We start from the raw sequence: 18,907 nt of genomic DNA on the forward strand, positions 1-18,907 counted from the left end.
ATGTGCGGGCCCGGGGCGACGATTGCGTGCCTCACGCTCAGAGGCTGCGGTCGGCGTACAGGCGCAGGGCGTCGCGCACGAAGGTCGCACCCTCGGCGCCGCCGTAGTTGCGCGCGAATCGCTCGTCGGCGACGTACATCTCGCCGAGACCCAGCACGTAGCCCTTCACGTCACCGCGATCGCCGGCGGGCGTGCCGGGGATCCCGGTCAGCCACTCGACGTGGCGACGCGCGAGCTCCTGCGCCTCCTCCGACGCCGGGTCGACCCCCGCCTCGGCGGCCGCCGTCCAGTCGCGCGACAGCGCAGCGGTCTGCTCCTGCCAGGCGGTGCGCTCGTCGTCGGTCATGCCGCACCACCAGGCGTCGCCGCGCGCGTACGCGTCGCGCCCCCAGCGCTGCTCGACCTCCTCTTTGTACTGCGTGTTGTCGAAGCCGTCGAACATCTTCTCGGCCATCAGTTCCTCCTCTCCGTCGAGTCCGTGGATGGTGCCGGCCACCGCGGCGATCTGGCGCGCGATCCGATCCTGCTCGCCGCGCAGCCACTCGAGATGCGCCTCCAGCGCCCGCCGTTCGTCGGTCTCGCGCTCAAGGATCTCCCCGATCTGCGTGAGCCCGAGCCCGAGCTCGCGCAGCAGCAGGATGCGCTGAAGGCGCACGAGCGCGCGCTCGTCGTAGTGGCGGTAGCCGTTGCTGCCGATGCGCGTGGCGGGCAGCAGCCCCAGCTCGCCGTAGTGCCGCAGCGTGCGGCTGGTGGTGCCGGCGAGCTTCGCGATCTGCTGGATCGACCAGTCCATCCCGTCTCCTTCTCTTGTCGCGTTCGACGCTAGAGGTTGACGTCACGTCAAGGTCAAGCGCGGTGATCCTGCGATTTCACCGACAGGGATGGACAGTCGAGATATATCGTGTTCTACTCCCTGTATCGAGATATATCTCGAGTTCATCCTGAAGGGATCGCACCACATGGAGAGTGAAGCCGTGGAGAAATGGATCGTCCAGCCCGGCCAGACGCGGGTGATCGACGTCGAGGGCATCCGCCGCCTGAAGGTGGGTCTCGTCGGCGGGCAGATCGACATCATCGGACACGACGAGCCGGGCACCCGGGTCGAGGTGCACGGCGTCACGGTCAAGGACCTGCGGATCGAGGTCACCGGCGACGAGCTCGAGATCGACCACCCGCAGCTGCGCTGGGACAACTTCCTCGAGGTGTTCCGCAACTTCGGCGCCGGCGGCCCCCGCGCCGAGATCAGCGTCGCAGTGCCGCGCCATGTCGCCCTGAACCTCGGTGTGGTCAGCGCGGGCGCGCTCGTCGCCGGCCTCGGCGCCGACACCCGCGTGAACACGGTCTCGGGCGACGTGCTCGTCGACGGCCTCACGGGCGACCTCACCGCCAACGCGGTCTCGGGTGACGTGCAGGCCCGCGGCCTGGACGGCGAGTTCTCGGCCAACACGGTCTCGGGCGACGTCACCGTCACCGGTCGCGTCCGCCGCGCATCCGTCGACTCGGTCTCGGGCGCGACGATGCTCGACGCCGAGGGGCCTGTCGACTCGGTCGCCGTGAACACGGTCGGCGGCGCGGTCACCCTGCGCCTCGACGAGGGCCTTCCCGCGAACTACGTCGTGCGTTCGGCGAGCGGCCGCATCGCGCTCGACGGGGTCGTGCGCTCGTCGGGCGGCCCGAGCAGCGTCGCCACGTCGATCGGCGAGCTGTCCGGATCCTTCGTCGACGTGCGCGCGAACACCGTCTCCGGAGACGTGACCGTGCTGCGTCGCCCTGCTCCCGCCCCGGCGGAGCCCGCGACTCCTCCCACGGAGGAGGCGCTCTGATGCCCCCGGTCTTCTCCCACGGCGATCTGCGCCTGTACCTGCTGAACCTGCTGGCCGAGGCGCCGCGTCACGGCTACGACATCATGCAGTCGCTCGCCGAGCGCACCGGCGGAACGTACACGCCGAGCGCCGGCACGATCTACCCGCGGCTGTCGAAGCTCGAAGAGGAGGGTCTCGTGACCAAGACCTCGGACGGCCGGAAGACCGTCTACGAGATCACGGATGTCGGCCGCGCCGAGGTGCGCGACCGCGCGGACGACATCGCGGGCATCGAGGCGGGGCTCGCCGACACCGTGCGGCTCATCGCCGACGAGGTGCGCACGAGCGTCCGCGAGGCGATGAAGAGCCTGCGCGCCGACCTCGCCGCGGCGGCCAACGAGTCGCCCCGCGCGTCGGCGGCCACGCCGCCGCCGGCACAGGAGGACGCGCGTGCCCGGGCCCGCGAGGAGCTCCACCGCGCCGAGGCGGCGATCGCCGACTTCCGCGGCCGCGTGCGCGCCGAGCTGCGCTCGCACGTGGCCCGGGGCGGCGACCTCCCGGCCGCCGTCGTCGACGCACTGCAGGCGGGGCTGGAGGCCGCCGCGTCCTCGCTCAGCGAGTCGCTGCGCCGCTGATCCCGCACACACACGGATGCCCCGGGACTCGACGGTCCCGGGGCATCCGTGCGCGGTTCAGCGATCCGTCACGCGATCCGTCACGCTTCTTAGGTTTCGACTCGGTCGCTTCGCTCCCTCGCTCAACCTTGAACCGCGCCGCATCAACGCCTCCTTCGTCGGCATTGATCCGTCACGCTTCAACCTCTGGAAAGTCCTCGTGGTCGTGAAGCAGCTCGCCCTGCGGGACGACGAGGATCGGCCGGTGCTGACGGTGAGAGAGCCGGGCGGCGACTGATCCGGTGAAGAACTGCCGGACCGACTCGCCGAAGCCGCGCTTGCGGGTTCCCACGACGATCAGCTGGGCGTCGATCTTGTCGGCGAAGTGCTTGATCGCCAGGGCGGGGTCGCCCACGAGCTGGCGCACCTCCCAGGTCACCGGGCTGTTCACGAGGTGCGTCTCCGCGTCGCGGCGCACCGCCTCGAGCTCACCCTCGCCGGCCTGCACGTTGATGTCGACCGGCGCCGAGTGCACGTAGCCATCCGGATCCTCGTAGGTCACGAAACGCGTGACATCCACGTGGACGACGGCGAGCGGCACGCCGAGGAGCGCTGCGAATCGAGCGGCTTCCTGCAGGACACGCGGCGACTGATCCGGGTTGACTCCCGCGATCACCGCGCCGCGCAATGCCGCGTCCACAGCCGCCTGCTGCGCCTTCGCGCCCTCCGACCGTCCATCGACGAACGACTCATCTGTCATCCTGCGACCCCTTCCCGGTGTCGCGGCCGGCCGAGGCGCCGAGGCCGCGTGGTAATCTGAACTCTACTCTTCACCGGCTCTCGTGCCGGATCCAGACAAGCGCATCGGGGCAGCGATCCCGGCAGCTACACGTGAGGGGGTCTCGCCCATGGGCCGTGGCCGTCAGAAGGCGAAGCACACCAAGCTCGCCCGCGAATTGAAGTCGTTCAGCCCGACTGTGAACTACTCGGCGCTGGAGCGCGAGCTCGCGCACCCGAGCGACGAGAACGACTACGTCGACAAGTGGGCCGACTTGTACGGCGATGAGAGCGACGAGGACGAGGACGAGTATCAGCCTCAACAGGCCTGAGCCACCCTCATCTCTCGCACTGAAGCGCCCGGAGCCGACGCACCGGGCGCTTCTGCATGCCTGAGCGACGTCCCGTCAGGACGTCTGCGTCCCCTCGACCCATTCGAGGTACTCGGCCGACACCGTGCCCGTGACGTAGCGGCCGTCGAAGCAGCTCATGTCCAGATCGGTGAACGTCGCCTCGGCGCGCGCGCTCTCGACGATCGCGTCCCGCAGGTCGTCGACCTCCTGGTACACGAGGTAGTCGGCGCCCAGCTCCTGCGCGATCTCGTGGATCGTGCGGCCGTGCGCGATCAGCTCGTGGCGCGACGGCATGTTGATGCCGTACACGTGCGGGTGACGCACCGGCGGCGCCGCCGACGCGAACGTCACCGACTTGGCACCGGCATCCCGGGCCATCTGCACGATCTGCTTGCTCGTGGTGCCGCGAACGATCGAGTCGTCGATCAGCAGCACGTTCTTGCCCTGGAACTCGCTCGACATCGCGTTGAGCTTCTGGCGCACGCTCTTCTTGCGCGCCGCCTGGCCCGGCATGATGAACGTCCGGCCGACGTAGCGGTTCTTGTAGAAGCCCTCGCGGTACTCGATCCCCAGCACGCGCGACACCTCCATGGCCGCGGGACGCGACGAGTCGGGGATCGGCATGACCACATCGATCAGCCCATCCGGCACGTGCTTCGCGATCGTCGCGGCGAGCTTCTTGCCCATCCGCAGGCGCGACTCGTAGACGGGAACGCCGTTCATGATCGAGTCGGGGCGGGCGAGGTAGACGTACTCGAACGAGCACGGCAGCAGCTTGGGGTCGTCGGCGCACTGCTTGCTGAACAGCTCGCCCTCGTTCGTGATGAACACCGCCTCGCCGGGCTCGACCTCGCGCACGATCTCGTAGTCGGCGTTCTCGAGGACCAGCGACTCGCTTGTGACGACCCACTCGTCCTTGCCGGTGGCGCCGGCGCGGCGGCCCAGGATGAGCGGGCGGATGCCGAAGGGATCGCGGAACGCCAGCAGACCGTATCCCGCGATGATCGAGATGACCGCGTACGCGCCCTCGATCCGGCGGTGCGTGCGCGAGACGGCCTCGAAGATCCGCTCCGGCTCGAGGTCGACCGGGCTCGTCGTCGCCTGCAGCTCGTTGGCGAGCACGTTCAGCAGCAGCTCGGTGTCGCTCGACGAGTTCAGGTGGCGGCGGTCGCGCCGGCCCATCTCGAGGGTCAGCTCCCGCGTGTTCGTCAGGTTGCCGTTGTGGATCAGGATGATGCCGTACGGCGCGTTCACGTAGAACGGCTGCATCTCCTCCTCGCTGGAGGCGGTGCCCTTCGTGGCGTAGCGGACGTGGCCGAGGCCGACGTTGCCGAGCAGCGAGCGCATGTCGCGCGTGCGGAAGGCCTCGCGCACCATCCCCTGCGCCTTGTGCGTGTGCATCACGCCGTTGGGCTCGGCCGTGGCGATGCCGGTCGCATCCTGGCCGCGGTGCTGGAGAAGGAGAAGAGCGTCGTAGATGTCCTGGTTGACCGGGGAGCCCCCGACCATTCCGACGATGCCGCACATGGAGGTGTCAGTTGTCCCGTTCTGTCACTGGCCGCGGGCGCTGTCGGCATAGGTGCCGACAAGTCGCACGGCGCCGCCGTCGACGCCCTTGGCGCCCTGTTCGAACTCGTCGCCGCCCGAGGGCAGCGCTCCGTCGCACACGACGCCGACCTGCCAGGCGGGGATGCCGGCGGTCTCGATGTGCGCGATCACGTCGGATGCCCGGTCGGCCGCGACGACCGCGAGGAAGCCGATGCCGAGGTTCCACGTCCCCTCGCTCGACGCGAGAGAGGTGCCGGCGATGTCGCTCAGCACGCGGAAGACCGGCGAGGGCGACCAGGTCGAGCGGTCGACCTCGGCCCACGTGCCCTGCGGAAGAACGCGCGCGAGGTTCGCCGCGATGCCGCCGCCGGTGACGTGGCTGAGGGCGTGGATGCCGTCGCCCGTCTTCGCTATGAGGTCGAGCAGCGGCGCCGTGTAGAGACGCGTGGGCTCGAGGAGCGCCTCGCCCCACGTGGTGCCGAAGTCGGCGGCGTGGTCACCGTACGAGATGCCGTGGCGCGTCACGATGTGGCGCACGAGCGAGAACCCGTTCGAGTGAAGACCGCTCGAGCCGAGGGCGATCACGGCGTCGCCGGGGCGCACCCGATCGGCGCCGAGGATGGCGTCGGCCTCGACCACACCGGTCGCGGCGCCCGCGACGTCGTAGTCGTTCGGGCCCAGCAGGCCGGGGTGCTCGGCGGTCTCGCCGCCGACGAGCGCGGTGCCCGTGAGGGCGCACGCCTCCGCGATGCCGCGGACGATGTCGGCGATCCGCTGCGGGAACACCTTGCCCGTGGCGATGTAGTCGGTCATGAACAGCGGCTTGGCGCCCACGACGACGATGTCGTCGACAACCATGCCGACGAGGTCGTGGCCGATCGTGTCGTGCTTGTCGATCGCCTGCGCGATCGCCACCTTCGTGCCGACGCCGTCCGTGCTGCTGGCGAGCAGCGGGCGCGTCATCCCGACAAGCGCGCTGGCGTCGAAGAGACCGGCGAAGCCGCCGACGCCGCCCAGCACCTCGGGGCCGTGGGTCGCCTTGACAGACGCCTTCATCAGCTCGACGGCGAGGTCGCCCGCGGCGGTGTCGACACCGGCCTCGGCGTAGGTCGAGGATGCGCGGGAGGGGGATGGGGTGGGTTCGGGAGCCACGCGCCCAGCCTACCCGCCGAGATACTGGGAAAAGGCCACCGTCCCGATGCGGGCGACTGCGGGCCGCGGGCCCGGGCGGGCGACCAGCCGGGGATAATGGCCGCATGACGGAGCCCGACTGGCATGTCCGCGAGGACTGCAGCCCCTCGGTGCTCGTCGCGCTCTACCTGCGCCAGGCCCTGGGAGTCCGGCACCCCGACGAGCTGCCGCAGCTGCGCGGGGTCGAGCGCGGGCCCGAGGCGAGCGAGGGCATCGAGCGGCTCTGGCGCCGCTACTGGGACATGACGGTCGAGCCCGAGGCCCACCGCTCCCCCGTGCCGCTCGAGCTCGTGGAGGGGTTCGGCACCCATGTCGCCCTCCCCGCGTATGCCGAGGTGCTGCGCGGCGCCGCGGAACCGCATGCCGCGCAGGCACTCGCCTACGCCCACGATGCCGCCGTGCGCTACGACAGGATGCGCCGCTCGTACCGCGGCTACGCGGGCGCGGTCGTCGAATTCGAGAGGGGCGCCGGGCGCCGGGCGCACGCCTTCCGGCTCGACGTGCAGGTGCTGCCTCTCGCGCAGCGCGGCATCTGGTGGATCGGATCTCTCACGGTCGCCGTCTCCGACAGCCTGCGCGGCGACGTCGCCGCCTTCGATGCGGCGATGCAGCCGATCCTGCGCGAACTCGGCTGACGCCATCCCGACGAACGGCGGGCCCGGTCTCTCGGGGCCGCTGGATCAGGCAGGGCCGACCTGCTCGCTCGCGCGCAGTGGCCGGTGGCTCCAGGCGACTCCGTCGCGCACGTACGCGACGCGCACGTGCTTGCGGTCCTCGGTCGCCTGCAGAAACTCGAAGCGCTCAGGGCGCAGCGCCCACACCTGCCAGTGGGGGTTATCCCGTCCGTCGTAGCTCGGCCGCTCCCGCCAGTCGGCCTCCGACTCCTCGCGCGAGAGGGCCTCGACGGGGCCGCCGACCTCGACCTGCCGGCCGAGCGCGCGCCAGAAGAACAGCATTCCCGCCCATGGTCGCGCCGCGAGATGCCCGGCCTTCCGGCTCGCCAGCGAGCTCGAGACGTGGATGCCGCGCTCGTCGATGTCCTTGACGATCAGGGTGCGGTGCGCGGGTCGTCCGTCGTCGTCGATCGTGGAGAACGTCATCGCGTGGGGCTGCCGCTCGCCCGAGGCGATGGCATCATCCAGCCACGCACGGAACAGTTCGAGCGGATCGGCGGGGGCGTCATCCGGATCGAACCCGGAGAGCTCCGCGGGGAACGACGGCAGGGTGCGCAGAACGTGTCGCAGCTCGGTCACGCGCCAAGCCTACGGAGCGATCGGGCCCGGGGTCACTCGGCGACGGTCTCGTGAACGACCGCAACGCGTCGCGTGCGACGGCCGATCGTCCACTCGAGCAGCAGCGCGATGCTCATCGTCACCAGGATGCCCGCGGGCACACACCACAGCAGGATGAACCCGAACGCCTGCGAGGGCGAGTACACGACCTCGGTGAAGGGGCTGGGGTCGCTGGTGCCGTCGAACGCGGTCGCGAGGATCAAGGCGACGATGACGCCCAGCGCGGCCCCCAGGGCCGCGAACACGCCGTAGCGGGGGGATCGGCGCACCGTCACCTGCTCGGCGGCGAGCGGTTCTGCGGGGGCTCCCCCTTCGGCGGGGAGCGGCGCGCGGGAGGACATGACGTCGATGATTCCACCGGTTCCTGAATAGCGGTCGTACGTCAGCCGCGTGGAGCCTGCGGCTTCCGCGGTCACGGCCGCACGGGCAGCACGCCCGAGAGGTCGGCGCGCACACCGGATGCGTGCACGCGCCCTGCGGAGGCGGCCTCACCCCAGTCGAGCGCCCCGGTGGCGAGCTCGATCCAGGTCTGCGGATCCATCTCGACCACGTTCGGCGGCGTGCCGCGCGTGTGGCGGGGGCCCTGGATGACCTGCGCCGCGCCGAACGGCGGCACGCGCACCTCGACGCTGTTCCCCGGCGCCTTCTCCGCCAGCAGCTGCAGCAGGTAGCGAACGGCGGTCGCGTGCGCGGGGCGAGGCGGCTTCTGCCCCGCCGCGGTCGCGGCGGTCACCGCGGCGAGCGCGTCGCGTCCTTCGCCGGTGTCGATCCTGCGCGCTGGCATGGTTCAAGGTTAGGTCGGGTCGACCCGGGCGGTCGCCTCGGCCGGGAGCGAGGAGACCGGGACGACGACGACATCCTGCATCTTCCAGTCGATGCCGACGATCCGCTCGCGGAGGCGCTCGAGCTGTTCCACGTCGGCGCGCCGGCGCCGCAGCACGACGAACACCTCGACGTGCAGCACCTGACCGAGATCCCGCACGCGCACGGCCGCGTCGGCGACGCCGCGCGTCCCTCGCACGAGGCCCAGCACGTCGGCGATCACCGGGAGCACGGCCTTCGTGTCGTAGGTGGTCGCGCGCTTGTCGATGAGGTCCCCGACGGCCGTGACGGTGTTGCGCCATCCGTCCCACAGGATGCCCAGCGAGATGAACAGGGCCGCCGCGGAGTCGAGCCACCAGATCCCGAGGCCGACCCCGCCGACGCCCACGATCGAGGCGACCGTCGTCTGCCAGTCGGCCTTCGCCATCGCCGCGTCCGCGTGAAGCAGCTTGTTGTGGAGCGGCCCCGCGAGCTTCGCCTTGTAGGGCCCGTAGAACAAGGGTCCGATCACGATCAGCGACATCACGCCCATCATCAGCCAGCCCAGCCAGATGGTGTGGCCGAACAGGTTCACGGTGCCGATCGTCGGATGCTCGCCCCGCACGAACCCGACGACCGCCTCCACCGCGAGGTTGCCGCCGACGATCAGCAGCGCCACGCCCGCCACCAGGTGACCGACGCCCATCGCACGGTGCATGCCGAAGGGGAACGTGCGGCCGGGACGGCGGCGGATGAAGACGAGCGCGACCAGGAACGCGATCTGCGGCAGGAGCGACAGCATGTCCTCGATCCACGCCGTGCGCATCGCCTGCGAGCTGCCGACGACCAGGGCGATCAGCGCGATGGTCACCACTGTGTAGCAGATCGTGAAGATCTCGATCCGGACGGCCTTCCGCAGCGCGTGCTGCTGCTCGGCCGGAAGGTCCGTGCGTCCGAGGCGGCCGGTCATCCGCTGACCTGCTCGTCGAGGAAGGTCTCCAGTGCGCTGACGAATCGGTTCTCGCCGAGCGGCGCGAGGAAGACGACGGGATGGTCGCCCTCGACACCCGGGAGGTCGGGGAAGGAACGCGTGACGGCGGCACGATCGCTCCACGGTGTCTGGTCGGTCATCCCTCCCACGGCGAGGTCGATCTCGCCCTGCTCGAGCGCCGTGACGAGCGTCTCCTCGCCCGCGACCGTCCAGACCACCTCGGCGTCGAGCGAGGCCGCGAAGTCCTCCACGAGCTCCGGGAGCGGCCCGCTGACCTCGTCCCCGGTCACGCTCACCCGTCCCGGATCGGCCGATGCCCCGACGCGCAGCTCGCCACCGGTGACGCGGTCGATCGTCCCCTCCGGATCGGACGGGACCCGGATGCCGCAGCCGGTCGCGAGCCCGGCGACGAGGGCGACCGCGACCGCGGCTCCGGCGAGCCGGATGGCGCAGCGCTGCATGCTCACGATCCGACCGTATCGATCATCCCCGGCGACGCGCAGGGCCCTTGCGGCGTGTGAGCGACGGCCGGTATGGCCGTGGTTTCCGCGTCGATAGGCTGGGCGCGTGAAGATCCTGGTCCTCGGTTCCGGCGCGCGTGAGCACGCCCTCGTCCTCGCCCTGCGGTCGGAGGAGACCGGCAACGACGTGCTGGCCGCCCCGGGCAACGCGGGCATCGCGCGCGACGCGACGATCGTCGACCTCGACATGGTGGATCCGGCCGCCGTCACATCGTTCGCGCTCGAGAACGCCGTCGACCTCGTCGTCGTCGGCCCCGAGGCGCCCCTGATCGCCGGCGTCGCCGACGAGCTCCGCGAGCGCGGCATCCCGGTGTTCGGCCCGGGCCGCGCCGCCGCGCAGCTGGAGGGCTCGAAGGCCTTCGCGAAGCGGATCATGGCCGCCGCCGGCGTGCCCACGGGTCGCGCGACGCACGCCCGCACGAGCGAGGAGGTCGCCACCGCGCTCGACGAGTTCGGCGCCCCGTACGTCGTCAAGGCCGACGGTCTGGCCGCGGGCAAGGGCGTCATCGTCACCGAGGACCGCGCCGCCGCCCTCGCGCACGCCGAGACCTACCTGCCGAGCGGGCCCGTGCTGATCGAGGAGTTCCTGTCGGGCCCCGAGGTGTCGCTGTTCTTCCTCAGCGACGGCGACACGGTGCGGGCGCTGAGCCCCGCCCAGGACTTCAAGCGCGCGCTCGACGGCGACGCCGGCCCGAACACCGGCGGCATGGGTGCCTACTCGCCGCTGCCGTGGCTCGCCGAGCAGTTCGGATCGGAGGCGGACTTCGTCGCGGAGGTGACCGAGACGGTCGCGCTGCCGGTCATCCGGCGCCTGGACGAGGAGGGCACGCCCTTCATCGGCCTGCTGTACGCCGGGCTCATCCTGACCCCGTCGGGCGTGCGCGTCATCGAGTTCAACGCGCGCTTCGGCGACCCCGAGACCCAGGTCGTGCTGCCGCGCCTGAAGACGCCGCTGTCGCGCCTGCTGCTCGCTGCGGCGACCGGGACGCTCGAGAGCGAGCCGGAGCCGGAGTTCTCGAGCGACGTGGCCGTCACGGTCGTGCTGGCCAGCGAGGGCTACCCCGAGAAGCCTGTGACCGGCCGCGCGCTGACCGGGCTTGACGAGGCCGCCGAGGTCGAGGGCGTGCACCTCGCCCACGCGGCGACCGCCCGCTCGATGGACGGGCTCACCGCCACCGGCGGCCGCGTGCTGAACGTCGTCGCGACCGCCCCGGACTTCCGCGCGGCCCGCGAGCGCGCCTACGAGGCGATCGGCCGCATCCGCCTCGAGGGCTCACACCACCGCACCGACATCGCCGCGCGCGTCGCGGAGTAGGGCTCAGGGCGCCGGCGGAGGCGTCTCGCCGGCGCGGTCGATGAGGATGCCCAGCTGCATGCGGTTGTCGAGTCCGAGCTTCGCCAGCGCCTGCGTCAGGTGCGTCTTCATCGTCGACTCGGAGACGTGCATGGCGGCGGCGATCTCGGCGTTCGTCCCGCCGGTCGCGACAAGCCGTGCCGTCGCGCGCTCGCGCTCGGTGAGCAGGTCGAGGCGTGCGAGCGCCTCGCGGCGCTGATCCGATCCCCCGACGCTCGTCGAGCGCTCGATGACCGCTCGCGCGTACCGGGGCGGCAGGATCGCGTCCCCCCGCGCGGCCGCGAGCACGTCATCGACCAGCTTGACCGGGCCGTCGCCCTTGAGGATGTAGCCGTCGCCGCCGGCGTCGAAGACCCGCAGCACCGTGTCGAGGTCGACCATGGTCGTCAGGGCGACCACGCGGGTCTTCACCTCGGCGAGGACCTGGCGGGTGGCCTCGATGCCGTCCATCCCGGGCATCTGGAGATCCATCAGGACGATGTCGGGGCGGGTGTGCCGCACGAAGGCGACAGCGGCCGCGCCGCCGTCGACGGCTCCGATCACCTCGATCTCGGGGCGGAGGCTCAGGATCGTCGCCACCGGCTCGCGCGTGAAGGGGTCGTCGTCGACGATCAGCACCCGAACCGGGCGGTCCGGCGCGGGGGTCGAGTCGGCTGTCGTCGGGGGATCCGTGAGCACCTGGCAACCCTAACGGCGGCCACGGACGCGGATCAGGCGGGGTCGCCCCAGGGCAGGCTGACGTCGACGATGAACTCCCCCTCGTACGGGCCGATCCAGGCGGTGCCGCCGACCGCCGCCGCGCGTTCGCGGATGCCGATGAGGCCGGTGCGCGATCCCGGCACACCCGCCCCGCTCGCGGTGAGCGGGTTCGTCACTCGGATCCGGATGCCGCGCTCGGGAGCGGCATCGAACGTGACCGAGACCACCGACCCAGGAGCGTGCTTGATCGCGTTGGTGAGGCTCTCCTGCAGGATGCGGAATGCCGCGGCGTCGAGCGTGGCGCCCACCCGATCCGCGCCCTCGACCATGACGTAGGCCTCGAGCCGGTGGCCGGCCGCGCGCAGATCATGGACAAGCCGCCCCACAAACCGGATCGACGCGGGTATGAGGGGAGCGTCGCCGGCACTGGATCGGAGACCGCCGACCACACCGCGCACATCCTCGAGAGCCGCATGCACCTGCTCACGGGCGATGCGTGCCTGCGCCGGGTCTGGGCTGACCCCTGCGCTCGCCTGCGCCTCCAGGACGCCGAGCGTGAGGGCGGCGGAAGACAGCCGATGGCCGAGGCCGTCGTGCAGGTCGCGCGCGATGCGCTCGCGCTCTGCCTGGCGCGCTACCTGCTCGCCGAGAGTCTCGGCGCGGCGATGCTCGGTGGCGGCGACACTCCTGCTCCGGGCCGCATCGACGGACGTGCGTCGGTAGGCGACGAGGCCCGCCACGAGCGCGAGCGCCAGCGCGGCGATGATCCACGGCGCGACCGTGCCGGCGAAACCGGGCGGATCGGCCGGCGTCTCGGAGCCAAGCCAGGGCAGCGCCGCTCCCCAGTCGGTGAGGCTCTCACGCAGGGCGTACAGCAGCACCAGCCCACCGGCCGTGCCGCCGATCCACCACTGTCGACGCGGCCATCGGATCAGACACTGATAGACGCCGACGAGAAGCAGCGCGTACGAGATCCCGGCGACGGCGAGCACGGCGCCCGCGATGGCAGTGACGAGCGGCCTTCTCCTGCGCGTGTAGACGCTCCCCCAGGCGATGACGGCCACGAGCCACAGCACGACCCCGCCATCCGTGATCCCCAGGGACCCCGCACCTCGGTCACCGCCGAACTCGGCGGCGCCGGGGACGTTGACGACGCAGTAGGTGTCGAACAGCGCGCCGAAGATGAACAGCCCCGTCGACCTGCCGCCGGCGAGCAGCTGCTCGACGAGCCCGCGCACGGACGGCGAGGGCGGCGTCGGGGCGGTGGTCATGATCCGAGCGTAGATCCGGGGACGGACACTCCCCTCGACCGATCGGACGCCGGGAGCCGGCCGATCGGTCAGGGCACTCCGCCCGATCGGACGATCCCCCGCCGTGGGCCGCCGGCGGAATCTGGGTTCACCGCCGGGGTCGCCATGGGCCTGTGCGGCCCCGGCGGCTCCGCATCCACGCGGAACCGTCCCAGACGACACACAAAGGAGCCCTCACATGTCGTTCGATCACACGCAGCCCCCCTCCCCGCAGCAGGGGCCGGCCGTTCCGCCGCCCACCGCGGCACCCGCCCCGGCGCCTGCCGCGAAGCCGAAGAAGTCGATCTTCCGGCGCTGGTGGTTCTGGGCGATCGCCGCGGTCGTCCTGATCGCGATCATCGTCCCGAAGGGCGGCTCTGACGAGGCGACCGATCCCGCGCCGACCGCGGGCGAGCAGCAGGCGCCGGCCGAGGAGGCACCCGCTGAGGGAGCACCGGCCGAGGAGGCACCCGCGGAAGAGGAGCCGGCGGCCCCGGCCACCGCGCCGATCGGCACCGCCGCCCAGACGGGGAATCTGGCCATCACGGTGACGAAGGTCGAGCCCGGCGTCGCGCAGGTCGGCACGGAGGTCGGCGGCACGCTGCTCGGCGAGAAGGCCCAGGGGCAGTTCGTCCTCGTGCACGTCTCCGTCGAGAACGTGGGCGCCGAGGCCGAGTCGTTCTCCGACATGAACGCGAAGGTCTACGACGCGGAGGGCCGGGAGTTCGAGGCGAACAGCGCCGCCGGCATCTACATCGAGGGCAACGACTCGCTCTTCGGCGAGATCAATCCCGGCAACACCCTGCAGGGAGTGCTCGTCTACGACCTCCCGGCCGACGCGGTCGCCGAGCGCCTCGAGTATCAGGGCATGTTCGACTTCCTCGGCGAGCCCGCGGTGTTCTCCCTGAAGTAAGCGGTCCGGCCACATCCATCCCGCGAGATCACATGCACCCGCGTGTGATCTCGCGGGATCGGTGGGTGCCCGGGGAGCTGCAAGTGCGCTCGACGAACGGAATGCGCACCCCTGCCGATAAATACATGCAGGCGGATACGTTCGCCGCGGTCAAGTAACCGCGACCGACCCCACAGACGCCGCCGGAGCTGCCACGGGCCTGTTGCAGCTCCGGCGGTCCCCTTTCCTGCGGCTCCGATGTCCCAGCCGCACGGGGCGGGCCACCGGAATGGGATGATGGGCGCGTGACTGTCGAGATCCCCGGTTGGAAGCACACGTACTCCGGCAAGGTGCGCGATCTGTACCGCCCCGCCGATGAGGCCGACACCCGGATGCTCGTGGTCGCGAGCGACCGGGTCAGCGCCTTCGACCACGTCCTGTCCCCCGGCATCCCGGGCAAGGGCGAGCTGCTCACGACGCTGAGCCTGTGGTGGTTCGACCAGCTCGCGGGCGCCGACGGAGGCACGCCGGTCCCGAACCACCTGACGGGCGAGCCCGCGCCGGACGAGGTCGCGGGGCGGGCGATGATCGTCCGCTCGCTCGACATGCTGCCCATCGAGTGCGTGGTGCGCGGCTATCTCACCGGATCCGGGTGGGCCGAGTACCGGGCCGAGGGAACGGTGTGCGGCATCGCGCTTCCCGAGGGTCTGCAGGATGGCGACCGCCTGCCCGAGCCGATCTACACCCCCGCGTTCAAGGCGCCGATGGGCGAGCACGACGAGAACATCTCGTTCGAGCGGTCGGTCGAACTCGTCGGCGCCGAGCGCGCGGCGCAGCTGCGCGACGCCTCCCTCGAGATCTACCACCGTGCGGCGGCGACCGCCGAGGCGCACGGCCTGATCCTGGCCGACACCAAGTTCGAGTTCGGCCTCGACGGGGACGGCGTCCTGCGCCTTGCCGACGAGGTGCTCACGAGCGACTCGTCTCGCTACTGGGACGCCGAGGCGTGGCGCACCGGCACCACGCCCACGGAGCGGATGGCGAGCTTCGACAAGCAGATCGTGCGCAACTGGCTCGCCGCGAACTGGGACAAGCAGGGCACGCCGCCCGCGCTTCCGACCGAGATCGTCGAGCGCACCGTCGCCCGCTACCGCGAGCTGCTCGCCCAGCTCACCGACTGATCCGGATCGCGCTCGATCCGCCGGCAGAGCCGGAGACGCCGCGAGGCGAGGCGAGGACACCCATCCCGGGAAGTCCCCGCCTCGCGGCGTCTCGCCTCGCGTCAGTGACGCTCGCGCTTCGGCCGGTCCTCGCCGACGACGAGCGACGCATCCCCCGAGGCCGTGTGCTCCGGGTGATCCGGTCCCTTCGGCTGGATGTGCCCGGGCTCGAGCGTTCGGGCCACGTCCTCGGCCGTCACCAGCGGGATCTGCTCGGTCGCCGTCGCGTACCACTCCGTGAGCGCGGGATCGTCCGTCTCGATGTTCGCGCCGGCGCCCTCGTGGGCGGCCACCTCGGTGGCCCCGAACACGAAGTCGTCGCCGTGCTCCTCGATGCCGAGGCGCACACCCTGAGCGATCGCCGCCCGCGCGAACCGACGGCGCATGATGTACGGATCCGTCGAGAGCTCCTTGGCCCACGACACCATCACGCCGATCACGATGACCGCGAACGGCAGCGCCGTGACGACCATGATCGACTGCAGCCCGGACAGCGCGGTCTGGCCGCCGGCGAGCAGCAGCGCGAGCGCCGCCGCGCCCAGCAGCACGCCCCACGTGATCGTGACCCACGTAGAGGGCTCGGGCTTGCCGCGCTGGCTCATCGAGCCCATGACGATCGCGGCCGAGTCGGCCGAGGTGACGAAGAACAGGATGATCGAGATCATCGCCAGCACCGAGAGCACGCCTCCCAGCGGGAGGTTGTTCAGCACGGCGAACAGCACGGCCTCCGTGCCGCCGTCGGCCATCGCCTGTCCCACGGCGCCGGTGAGCTCGTCGAAGTACATCGCCGAGCCGCCCATGATGCCGAACCACACGATGCAGACCACGGCGGGGACGATGATGACGACCGTCGTGAACTCCCGCAGCGTGCGACCGCGCGAGATCTTCGCGATGAACATGCCGACGAAGGGCGTCCACGAGATCCACCACGCCCAGTAGTAGTTGGTCCAGCCGTTCACGAACGCCGCGGCGTCCTCTCCCTGCGCGGGGTTGCGCATGAGCATCGTCCACAGCTCCGCGAAGAACGTCGACACGGACGCGGGAACCATGTTCAGCAGCAGCAGGGTCGGGCCCAGCACGAACAGCATCACACCGATGACCAGAGCGATCACCATGTTGATGTTCGAGAGGATCCGGATGCCGCGCTTGACGCCCGACACCGCCGAGACCACGAACGCCGCGGTGAGCACCGTCACGATCACGATGAGCGCTCCGTTGCCGAGGGGACCGATGCCGGTCACGAACTCGGCGCCGCGGGCGATCTGCAGCGCGCCCATGCCGAGCGTCACCGCCGTGCCGAACAGCGTCACGATGATCGCGAAGACATCGACGATCGCCCCGGCCCAGCCCTCGGTGCGCTCCTTGAAGATCGGCGCGAAGATCGCCGAGATCAGCGGGGCGCGACCGCGGCGATAGGCGACATACGCGATCGCCCCGCCGACGAGGGCGTAGAACGCCCAGGCCATCGGGCCCCAGTGAAGGAACGACTGCGCCAGCGCGAGGTGCATGGCATCACGCGATCCCGCCTCGGCGTCGAATCCCGGAGGCACTGTCAGGAAGAAGGACAGCGGCTCGGCGGGCCCCCAGAACAGGAGGCCGATTCCCATGCCGGCCGAGAAGAGCATCGCAATCCACGAGACGGTGGAGAACTCGGGCGACTCATCGTCGGAGCCGAGCCGGATGCCTCCGGTGCGGCCATAGCCGACCACCATCATGAACACCACGGTGACGATCGCGAGCAGCGAGAAGAGCCAGCCGAAGTTCTCCATGACCCAGCCGAGGGAGGCGGATCCGGCTTCGCTGATGCTGTCCGGGGCGGCGAATCCCCAGATCACCACGCCGAGCACGAGAGCTCCGGCGAGTCCCAGCACGAGCCAGTTGGTCGAGAACGTCCTGCCGGTGTCCTCGACGCCGATACCGGGGATCAGCGCAGGGTGCGTCACCTCCTTCACGAGGTTGGTGACGGGCTTGTGCTTGGGTGGCGCCTCGTTCTCGGGGCGCTGCTGATCGGGCATATTTCAACTCGCTTATCGATCGATGGGTGCGTTACGTATGGGAATGGGTCCTTCCACGCTACGTCTATACGGCTCCACAGCGCATGCATAGGAATCGATCGTGCCCGGGCTGTGACCACCGGTCGCGCCGTTCACGGTGCGGAAACACGCGGGGAAGTATCGTTGATCGATTGCCCACCCGACCCCCTCTCCCAAGGAGCCTCATGCCCCTGTGGACCCTCCACGGCAACGGCCGCACGGTCGAGCCCGGACGCGTCGTCGCGCCCGGCGAGCGACTGAACTGGCCTGCGACCATCGCCATGGGCGCGCAGCACGTCGTCGCCATGTTCGGCGCGACGTTCCTCGTGCCGACCATCACCGGCTTCCCCGTCTCGACCACGCTGTTCTTCAGCGGAGTGGGCACGCTGCTGTTCCTGCTGATCACGAAGAACCGCCTTCCCAGCTACCTCGGCTCGTCCTTCGCCTTCATCGCGCCCGTGACCGCCGCGACCGCGTCCGCCGGGATGGGATCGGCGCTCGCCGGCATCGTCGCCGTCGGCGTCCTGCTCGCGGTGATCGGCCTCGTCGTGCAGTTCGCGGGCCTCGGCTGGGTCGACAAGCTCATGCCCCCGGTCGTCGCCGGCGCGATCGTCGCCCTGATCGGCTTCAACCTCGCGCCCACCGCGTGGAGCAGCTTCGCGACCGACGCGCTCACGGCCACGATCACGCTCGCCGCCGTCATCCTGTTCGCGGTGCTGTTCAAGGGCTTCCTCGGCCGCATCTCGATCTTCCTCGGCGTGATCGTCGGCTACATCGTCGCCGTCGCCCGCGGCGCCCTCGACGTCGTGAACCCCGCCACGGGCATGAGCCCCGCCGAGACGATCGCCGACGCCGACTGGCTGGGCGTTCCCGAGTTCCACCTGCCCGACTTCGCCTCGGGCGGCACGTGGTCGGCGATCGCGATGTTCCTGCCGGTTGTGCTCGTGCTGGTCGCCGAGAACGTCGGCCACGTGCGCGGCGTCGCGACCATGACCGACAACTCGGTGAACCAGCACACGGGCCGCGCGCTCATCGCGGACGGCGCCGCGACCACCCTCGCGGGCCTCGGCGGCGGATCCGGCACGACCACCTACGGCGAGAACATCGGCGTCATGGCCGCGACGCGCGTGTACTCGACGGCGGTCTACTGGGTCGCCGGCGTCGTCGCCATCCTGCTCGCGTTCTCGCCGAAGATCGGCGCCGTGTTCAACTCGATCCCCGCCGGCGTGCTCGGCGGCGTCACGACCGCGCTCTACGGCCTGATCGGCATCATCGGCATCAAGATCTGGGTCGACAACCGCGTGGACTTCTCGCGCCCGGTGAACCAGTACACCGCCGCCGTCGCGCTCGTGATCGGCATCGCCGGCTTCGCCATGAAGTGGGACGGCTTCGAGCTCGGCGGCATCGTGCTCGGCACGGTCACGGCGCTGGTGATCTACCACCTCGGCAACCTCATCGCCCGCGCGCGCAAGACCGGCGCCGACGATGGCGGCCCGATCCCGGCGGTGGGCCAGCTCGGCGGCGACCCCC

General features: G+C 70.8%; 20 protein-coding genes. 8 read left to right on the forward strand and 12 right to left on the reverse strand.

Features of this window, described 5'->3' with window-relative positions:
• Positions 1–37: 37 nt before the first annotated feature.
• The gene (locus ABD161_RS05300; RefSeq protein ID WP_344000365.1) at positions 38–793 is read right to left on the reverse strand and encodes a MerR family transcriptional regulator; all 756 of its coding nucleotides are present in this window, start codon (positions 791–793) and stop codon (positions 38–40) included.
• Between the two features lie 166 nt (positions 794–959).
• Here ABD161_RS05300 and ABD161_RS05305 point away from each other — a divergent pair, with 166 nt between their 5' ends.
• Both ABD161_RS05305 and ABD161_RS05310 read left to right on the forward strand, forming a co-directional pair.
• The gene (locus ABD161_RS05305; RefSeq protein WP_344000367.1) at positions 960–1,823 is read left to right on the forward strand and encodes a DUF4097 family beta strand repeat-containing protein; all 864 of its coding nucleotides are present in this window, start codon (positions 960–962) and stop codon (positions 1,821–1,823) included.
• A complete protein-coding gene (locus ABD161_RS05310; RefSeq protein WP_344000369.1) occupies positions 1,823–2,437 on the forward strand; it encodes a helix-turn-helix transcriptional regulator in 615 nt (204 codons plus the stop codon). The genes ABD161_RS05305 and ABD161_RS05310 overlap by 1 nt, the downstream gene beginning before the upstream one ends.
• A 172-nt stretch (positions 2,438–2,609) precedes the next feature.
• Here ABD161_RS05310 and ABD161_RS05315 read toward each other — a convergent pair whose 3' ends face one another.
• A complete protein-coding gene (locus ABD161_RS05315) occupies positions 2,610–3,176 on the reverse strand; it encodes a universal stress protein (protein WP_344000371.1) in 567 nt (188 codons plus the stop codon).
• 148 nt (positions 3,177–3,324) lie between these two features.
• On the opposite strand from ABD161_RS05315, the gene ABD161_RS05320 reads away from it, so the two are divergent.
• Positions 3,325–3,525, forward strand: coding sequence for a DUF3073 domain-containing protein (locus ABD161_RS05320; protein ID WP_135115579.1), 201 nt, complete (start codon positions 3,325–3,327; stop codon positions 3,523–3,525).
• A 75-nt stretch (positions 3,526–3,600) separates the two neighbouring features.
• Here ABD161_RS05320 and purF read toward each other — a convergent pair whose 3' ends face one another.
• The gene (gene purF, locus ABD161_RS05325) at positions 3,601–5,073 is read right to left on the reverse strand and encodes an amidophosphoribosyltransferase (RefSeq protein WP_344000374.1); all 1,473 of its coding nucleotides are present in this window, start codon (positions 5,071–5,073) and stop codon (positions 3,601–3,603) included.
• A gap of 24 nt (positions 5,074–5,097) precedes the next feature.
• Positions 5,098–6,150 carry a phosphoribosylformylglycinamidine cyclo-ligase gene (purM, locus tag ABD161_RS05330; protein ID WP_425560801.1) on the reverse strand — a complete coding sequence of 351 codons (1,053 nt, stop codon included), beginning with the start codon at positions 6,148–6,150 and terminating at the stop codon, positions 5,098–5,100.
• A gap of 200 nt (positions 6,151–6,350) precedes the next feature.
• On the opposite strand from purM, the gene ABD161_RS05335 reads away from it, so the two are divergent.
• Positions 6,351–6,920, forward strand: coding sequence for a zinc-binding alcohol dehydrogenase (locus ABD161_RS05335; protein ID WP_344000379.1), 570 nt, complete (start codon positions 6,351–6,353; stop codon positions 6,918–6,920).
• A 45-nt stretch (positions 6,921–6,965) separates the two neighbouring features.
• On the opposite strand, the gene ABD161_RS05340 is transcribed toward ABD161_RS05335, so the two are convergent.
• The 5 genes from ABD161_RS05340 to ABD161_RS05360 are packed head-to-tail and all read right to left on the reverse strand — an operon-like array spanning position 6,966 to position 9,830.
• A complete protein-coding gene (locus ABD161_RS05340; RefSeq protein WP_344000381.1) occupies positions 6,966–7,538 on the reverse strand; it encodes a pyridoxine/pyridoxamine 5'-phosphate oxidase in 573 nt (190 codons plus the stop codon).
• A gap of 32 nt (positions 7,539–7,570) precedes the next feature.
• Positions 7,571–7,993, reverse strand: coding sequence for a potassium transporter Trk (locus ABD161_RS05345; protein WP_344000383.1), 423 nt, complete (start codon positions 7,991–7,993; stop codon positions 7,571–7,573).
• Positions 7,990–8,361 (reverse strand): sterol carrier family protein, encoded by a 372-nt coding sequence (locus ABD161_RS05350; protein WP_344000385.1) that lies wholly within the window; start codon positions 8,359–8,361, stop codon positions 7,990–7,992. Before ABD161_RS05350 ends, ABD161_RS05345 begins: the two co-directional genes overlap by 4 nt.
• A gap of 9 nt (positions 8,362–8,370) precedes the next feature.
• Positions 8,371–9,348, reverse strand: coding sequence for a cation efflux transmembrane domain-containing protein (locus ABD161_RS05355; RefSeq protein WP_344000387.1), 978 nt, complete (start codon positions 9,346–9,348; stop codon positions 8,371–8,373).
• A complete protein-coding gene (locus ABD161_RS05360; protein WP_344000690.1) occupies positions 9,345–9,830 on the reverse strand; it encodes a type 2 periplasmic-binding domain-containing protein in 486 nt (161 codons plus the stop codon). The genes ABD161_RS05355 and ABD161_RS05360 overlap by 4 nt, the downstream gene beginning before the upstream one ends.
• Before the next feature lie 106 nt (positions 9,831–9,936).
• Between ABD161_RS05360 and purD the strand changes: the two genes are divergently transcribed.
• Positions 9,937–11,205: a phosphoribosylamine--glycine ligase gene (purD, locus tag ABD161_RS05365; RefSeq protein ID WP_344000389.1), complete on the forward strand. Its 1,269-nt coding sequence runs from the start codon at positions 9,937–9,939 to the stop codon at positions 11,203–11,205.
• A gap of 3 nt (positions 11,206–11,208) precedes the next feature.
• On the opposite strand, the gene ABD161_RS05370 is transcribed toward purD, so the two are convergent.
• Positions 11,209–11,922: a response regulator gene (locus tag ABD161_RS05370; RefSeq protein WP_344000390.1), complete on the reverse strand. Its 714-nt coding sequence runs from the start codon at positions 11,920–11,922 to the stop codon at positions 11,209–11,211.
• 32 nt (positions 11,923–11,954) lie between these two features.
• Positions 11,955–13,214 (reverse strand): sensor histidine kinase, encoded by a 1,260-nt coding sequence (locus ABD161_RS05375; protein ID WP_344000392.1) that lies wholly within the window; start codon positions 13,212–13,214, stop codon positions 11,955–11,957.
• 217 nt (positions 13,215–13,431) lie between these two features.
• On the opposite strand from ABD161_RS05375, the gene ABD161_RS05380 reads away from it, so the two are divergent.
• The gene (locus ABD161_RS05380; RefSeq protein ID WP_344000394.1) at positions 13,432–14,145 is read left to right on the forward strand and encodes a DUF4352 domain-containing protein; all 714 of its coding nucleotides are present in this window, start codon (positions 13,432–13,434) and stop codon (positions 14,143–14,145) included.
• A gap of 284 nt (positions 14,146–14,429) precedes the next feature.
• On the forward strand, positions 14,430–15,305 hold the full coding sequence (locus ABD161_RS05385; RefSeq protein ID WP_344000396.1) for a phosphoribosylaminoimidazolesuccinocarboxamide synthase: 876 nt from the start codon (positions 14,430–14,432) through the stop codon (positions 15,303–15,305).
• A 101-nt stretch (positions 15,306–15,406) separates the two neighbouring features.
• Here ABD161_RS05385 and ABD161_RS05390 read toward each other — a convergent pair whose 3' ends face one another.
• The gene (locus tag ABD161_RS05390) at positions 15,407–17,359 is read right to left on the reverse strand and encodes a BCCT family transporter (RefSeq protein WP_344000398.1); all 1,953 of its coding nucleotides are present in this window, start codon (positions 17,357–17,359) and stop codon (positions 15,407–15,409) included.
• A gap of 203 nt (positions 17,360–17,562) precedes the next feature.
• On the opposite strand from ABD161_RS05390, the gene ABD161_RS05395 reads away from it, so the two are divergent.
• The coding region (locus ABD161_RS05395; RefSeq protein WP_344000400.1) for a uracil-xanthine permease family protein at positions 17,563–18,907 on the forward strand (1,345 nt) is incomplete at its 3' end.

Origin of the sequence: Microbacterium paludicola, from assembly GCF_039529675.1 — a bacterium.
Classification (GTDB): Bacteria; Actinomycetota; Actinomycetes; order Actinomycetales; family Microbacteriaceae; genus Microbacterium; species Microbacterium paludicola.

What these genes read in the sequence shown, in the direction of transcription:
- purM (WP_425560801.1), bottom strand. Translation starts at nt 6,150, where the DNA reads ATGAAGGCGTCTGTCAAGGCGACCCACGGCCCCGAGGTGCTGGGCGGC.
- ABD161_RS05360 (WP_344000690.1), bottom strand. Translation starts at nt 9,830, where the DNA reads ATGCAGCGCTGCGCCATCCGGCTCGCCGGAGCCGCGGTCGCGGTCGCC.
- ABD161_RS05300 (WP_344000365.1), bottom strand. Translation starts at nt 793, where the DNA reads ATGGACTGGTCGATCCAGCAGATCGCGAAGCTCGCCGGCACCACCAGC.
- ABD161_RS05305 (WP_344000367.1), top strand. Translation starts at nt 960, where the DNA reads ATGGAGAGTGAAGCCGTGGAGAAATGGATCGTCCAGCCCGGCCAGACG.
- ABD161_RS05380 (WP_344000394.1), top strand. Translation starts at nt 13,432, where the DNA reads ATGTCGTTCGATCACACGCAGCCCCCCTCCCCGCAGCAGGGGCCGGCC.
- ABD161_RS05375 (WP_344000392.1), bottom strand. Translation starts at nt 13,214, where the DNA reads ATGACCACCGCCCCGACGCCGCCCTCGCCGTCCGTGCGCGGGCTCGTC.
- purF (WP_344000374.1), bottom strand. Translation starts at nt 5,073, where the DNA reads ATGTGCGGCATCGTCGGAATGGTCGGGGGCTCCCCGGTCAACCAGGAC.
- ABD161_RS05310 (WP_344000369.1), top strand. Translation starts at nt 1,823, where the DNA reads ATGCCCCCGGTCTTCTCCCACGGCGATCTGCGCCTGTACCTGCTGAAC.
- ABD161_RS05335 (WP_344000379.1), top strand. Translation starts at nt 6,351, where the DNA reads ATGACGGAGCCCGACTGGCATGTCCGCGAGGACTGCAGCCCCTCGGTG.
- ABD161_RS05390 (WP_344000398.1), bottom strand. Translation starts at nt 17,359, where the DNA reads ATGCCCGATCAGCAGCGCCCCGAGAACGAGGCGCCACCCAAGCACAAG.
- ABD161_RS05315 (WP_344000371.1), bottom strand. Translation starts at nt 3,176, where the DNA reads ATGACAGATGAGTCGTTCGTCGATGGACGGTCGGAGGGCGCGAAGGCG.
- ABD161_RS05350 (WP_344000385.1), bottom strand. Translation starts at nt 8,361, where the DNA reads ATGCCAGCGCGCAGGATCGACACCGGCGAAGGACGCGACGCGCTCGCC.
- ABD161_RS05355 (WP_344000387.1), bottom strand. Translation starts at nt 9,348, where the DNA reads ATGACCGGCCGCCTCGGACGCACGGACCTTCCGGCCGAGCAGCAGCAC.
- ABD161_RS05320 (WP_135115579.1), top strand. Translation starts at nt 3,325, where the DNA reads ATGGGCCGTGGCCGTCAGAAGGCGAAGCACACCAAGCTCGCCCGCGAA.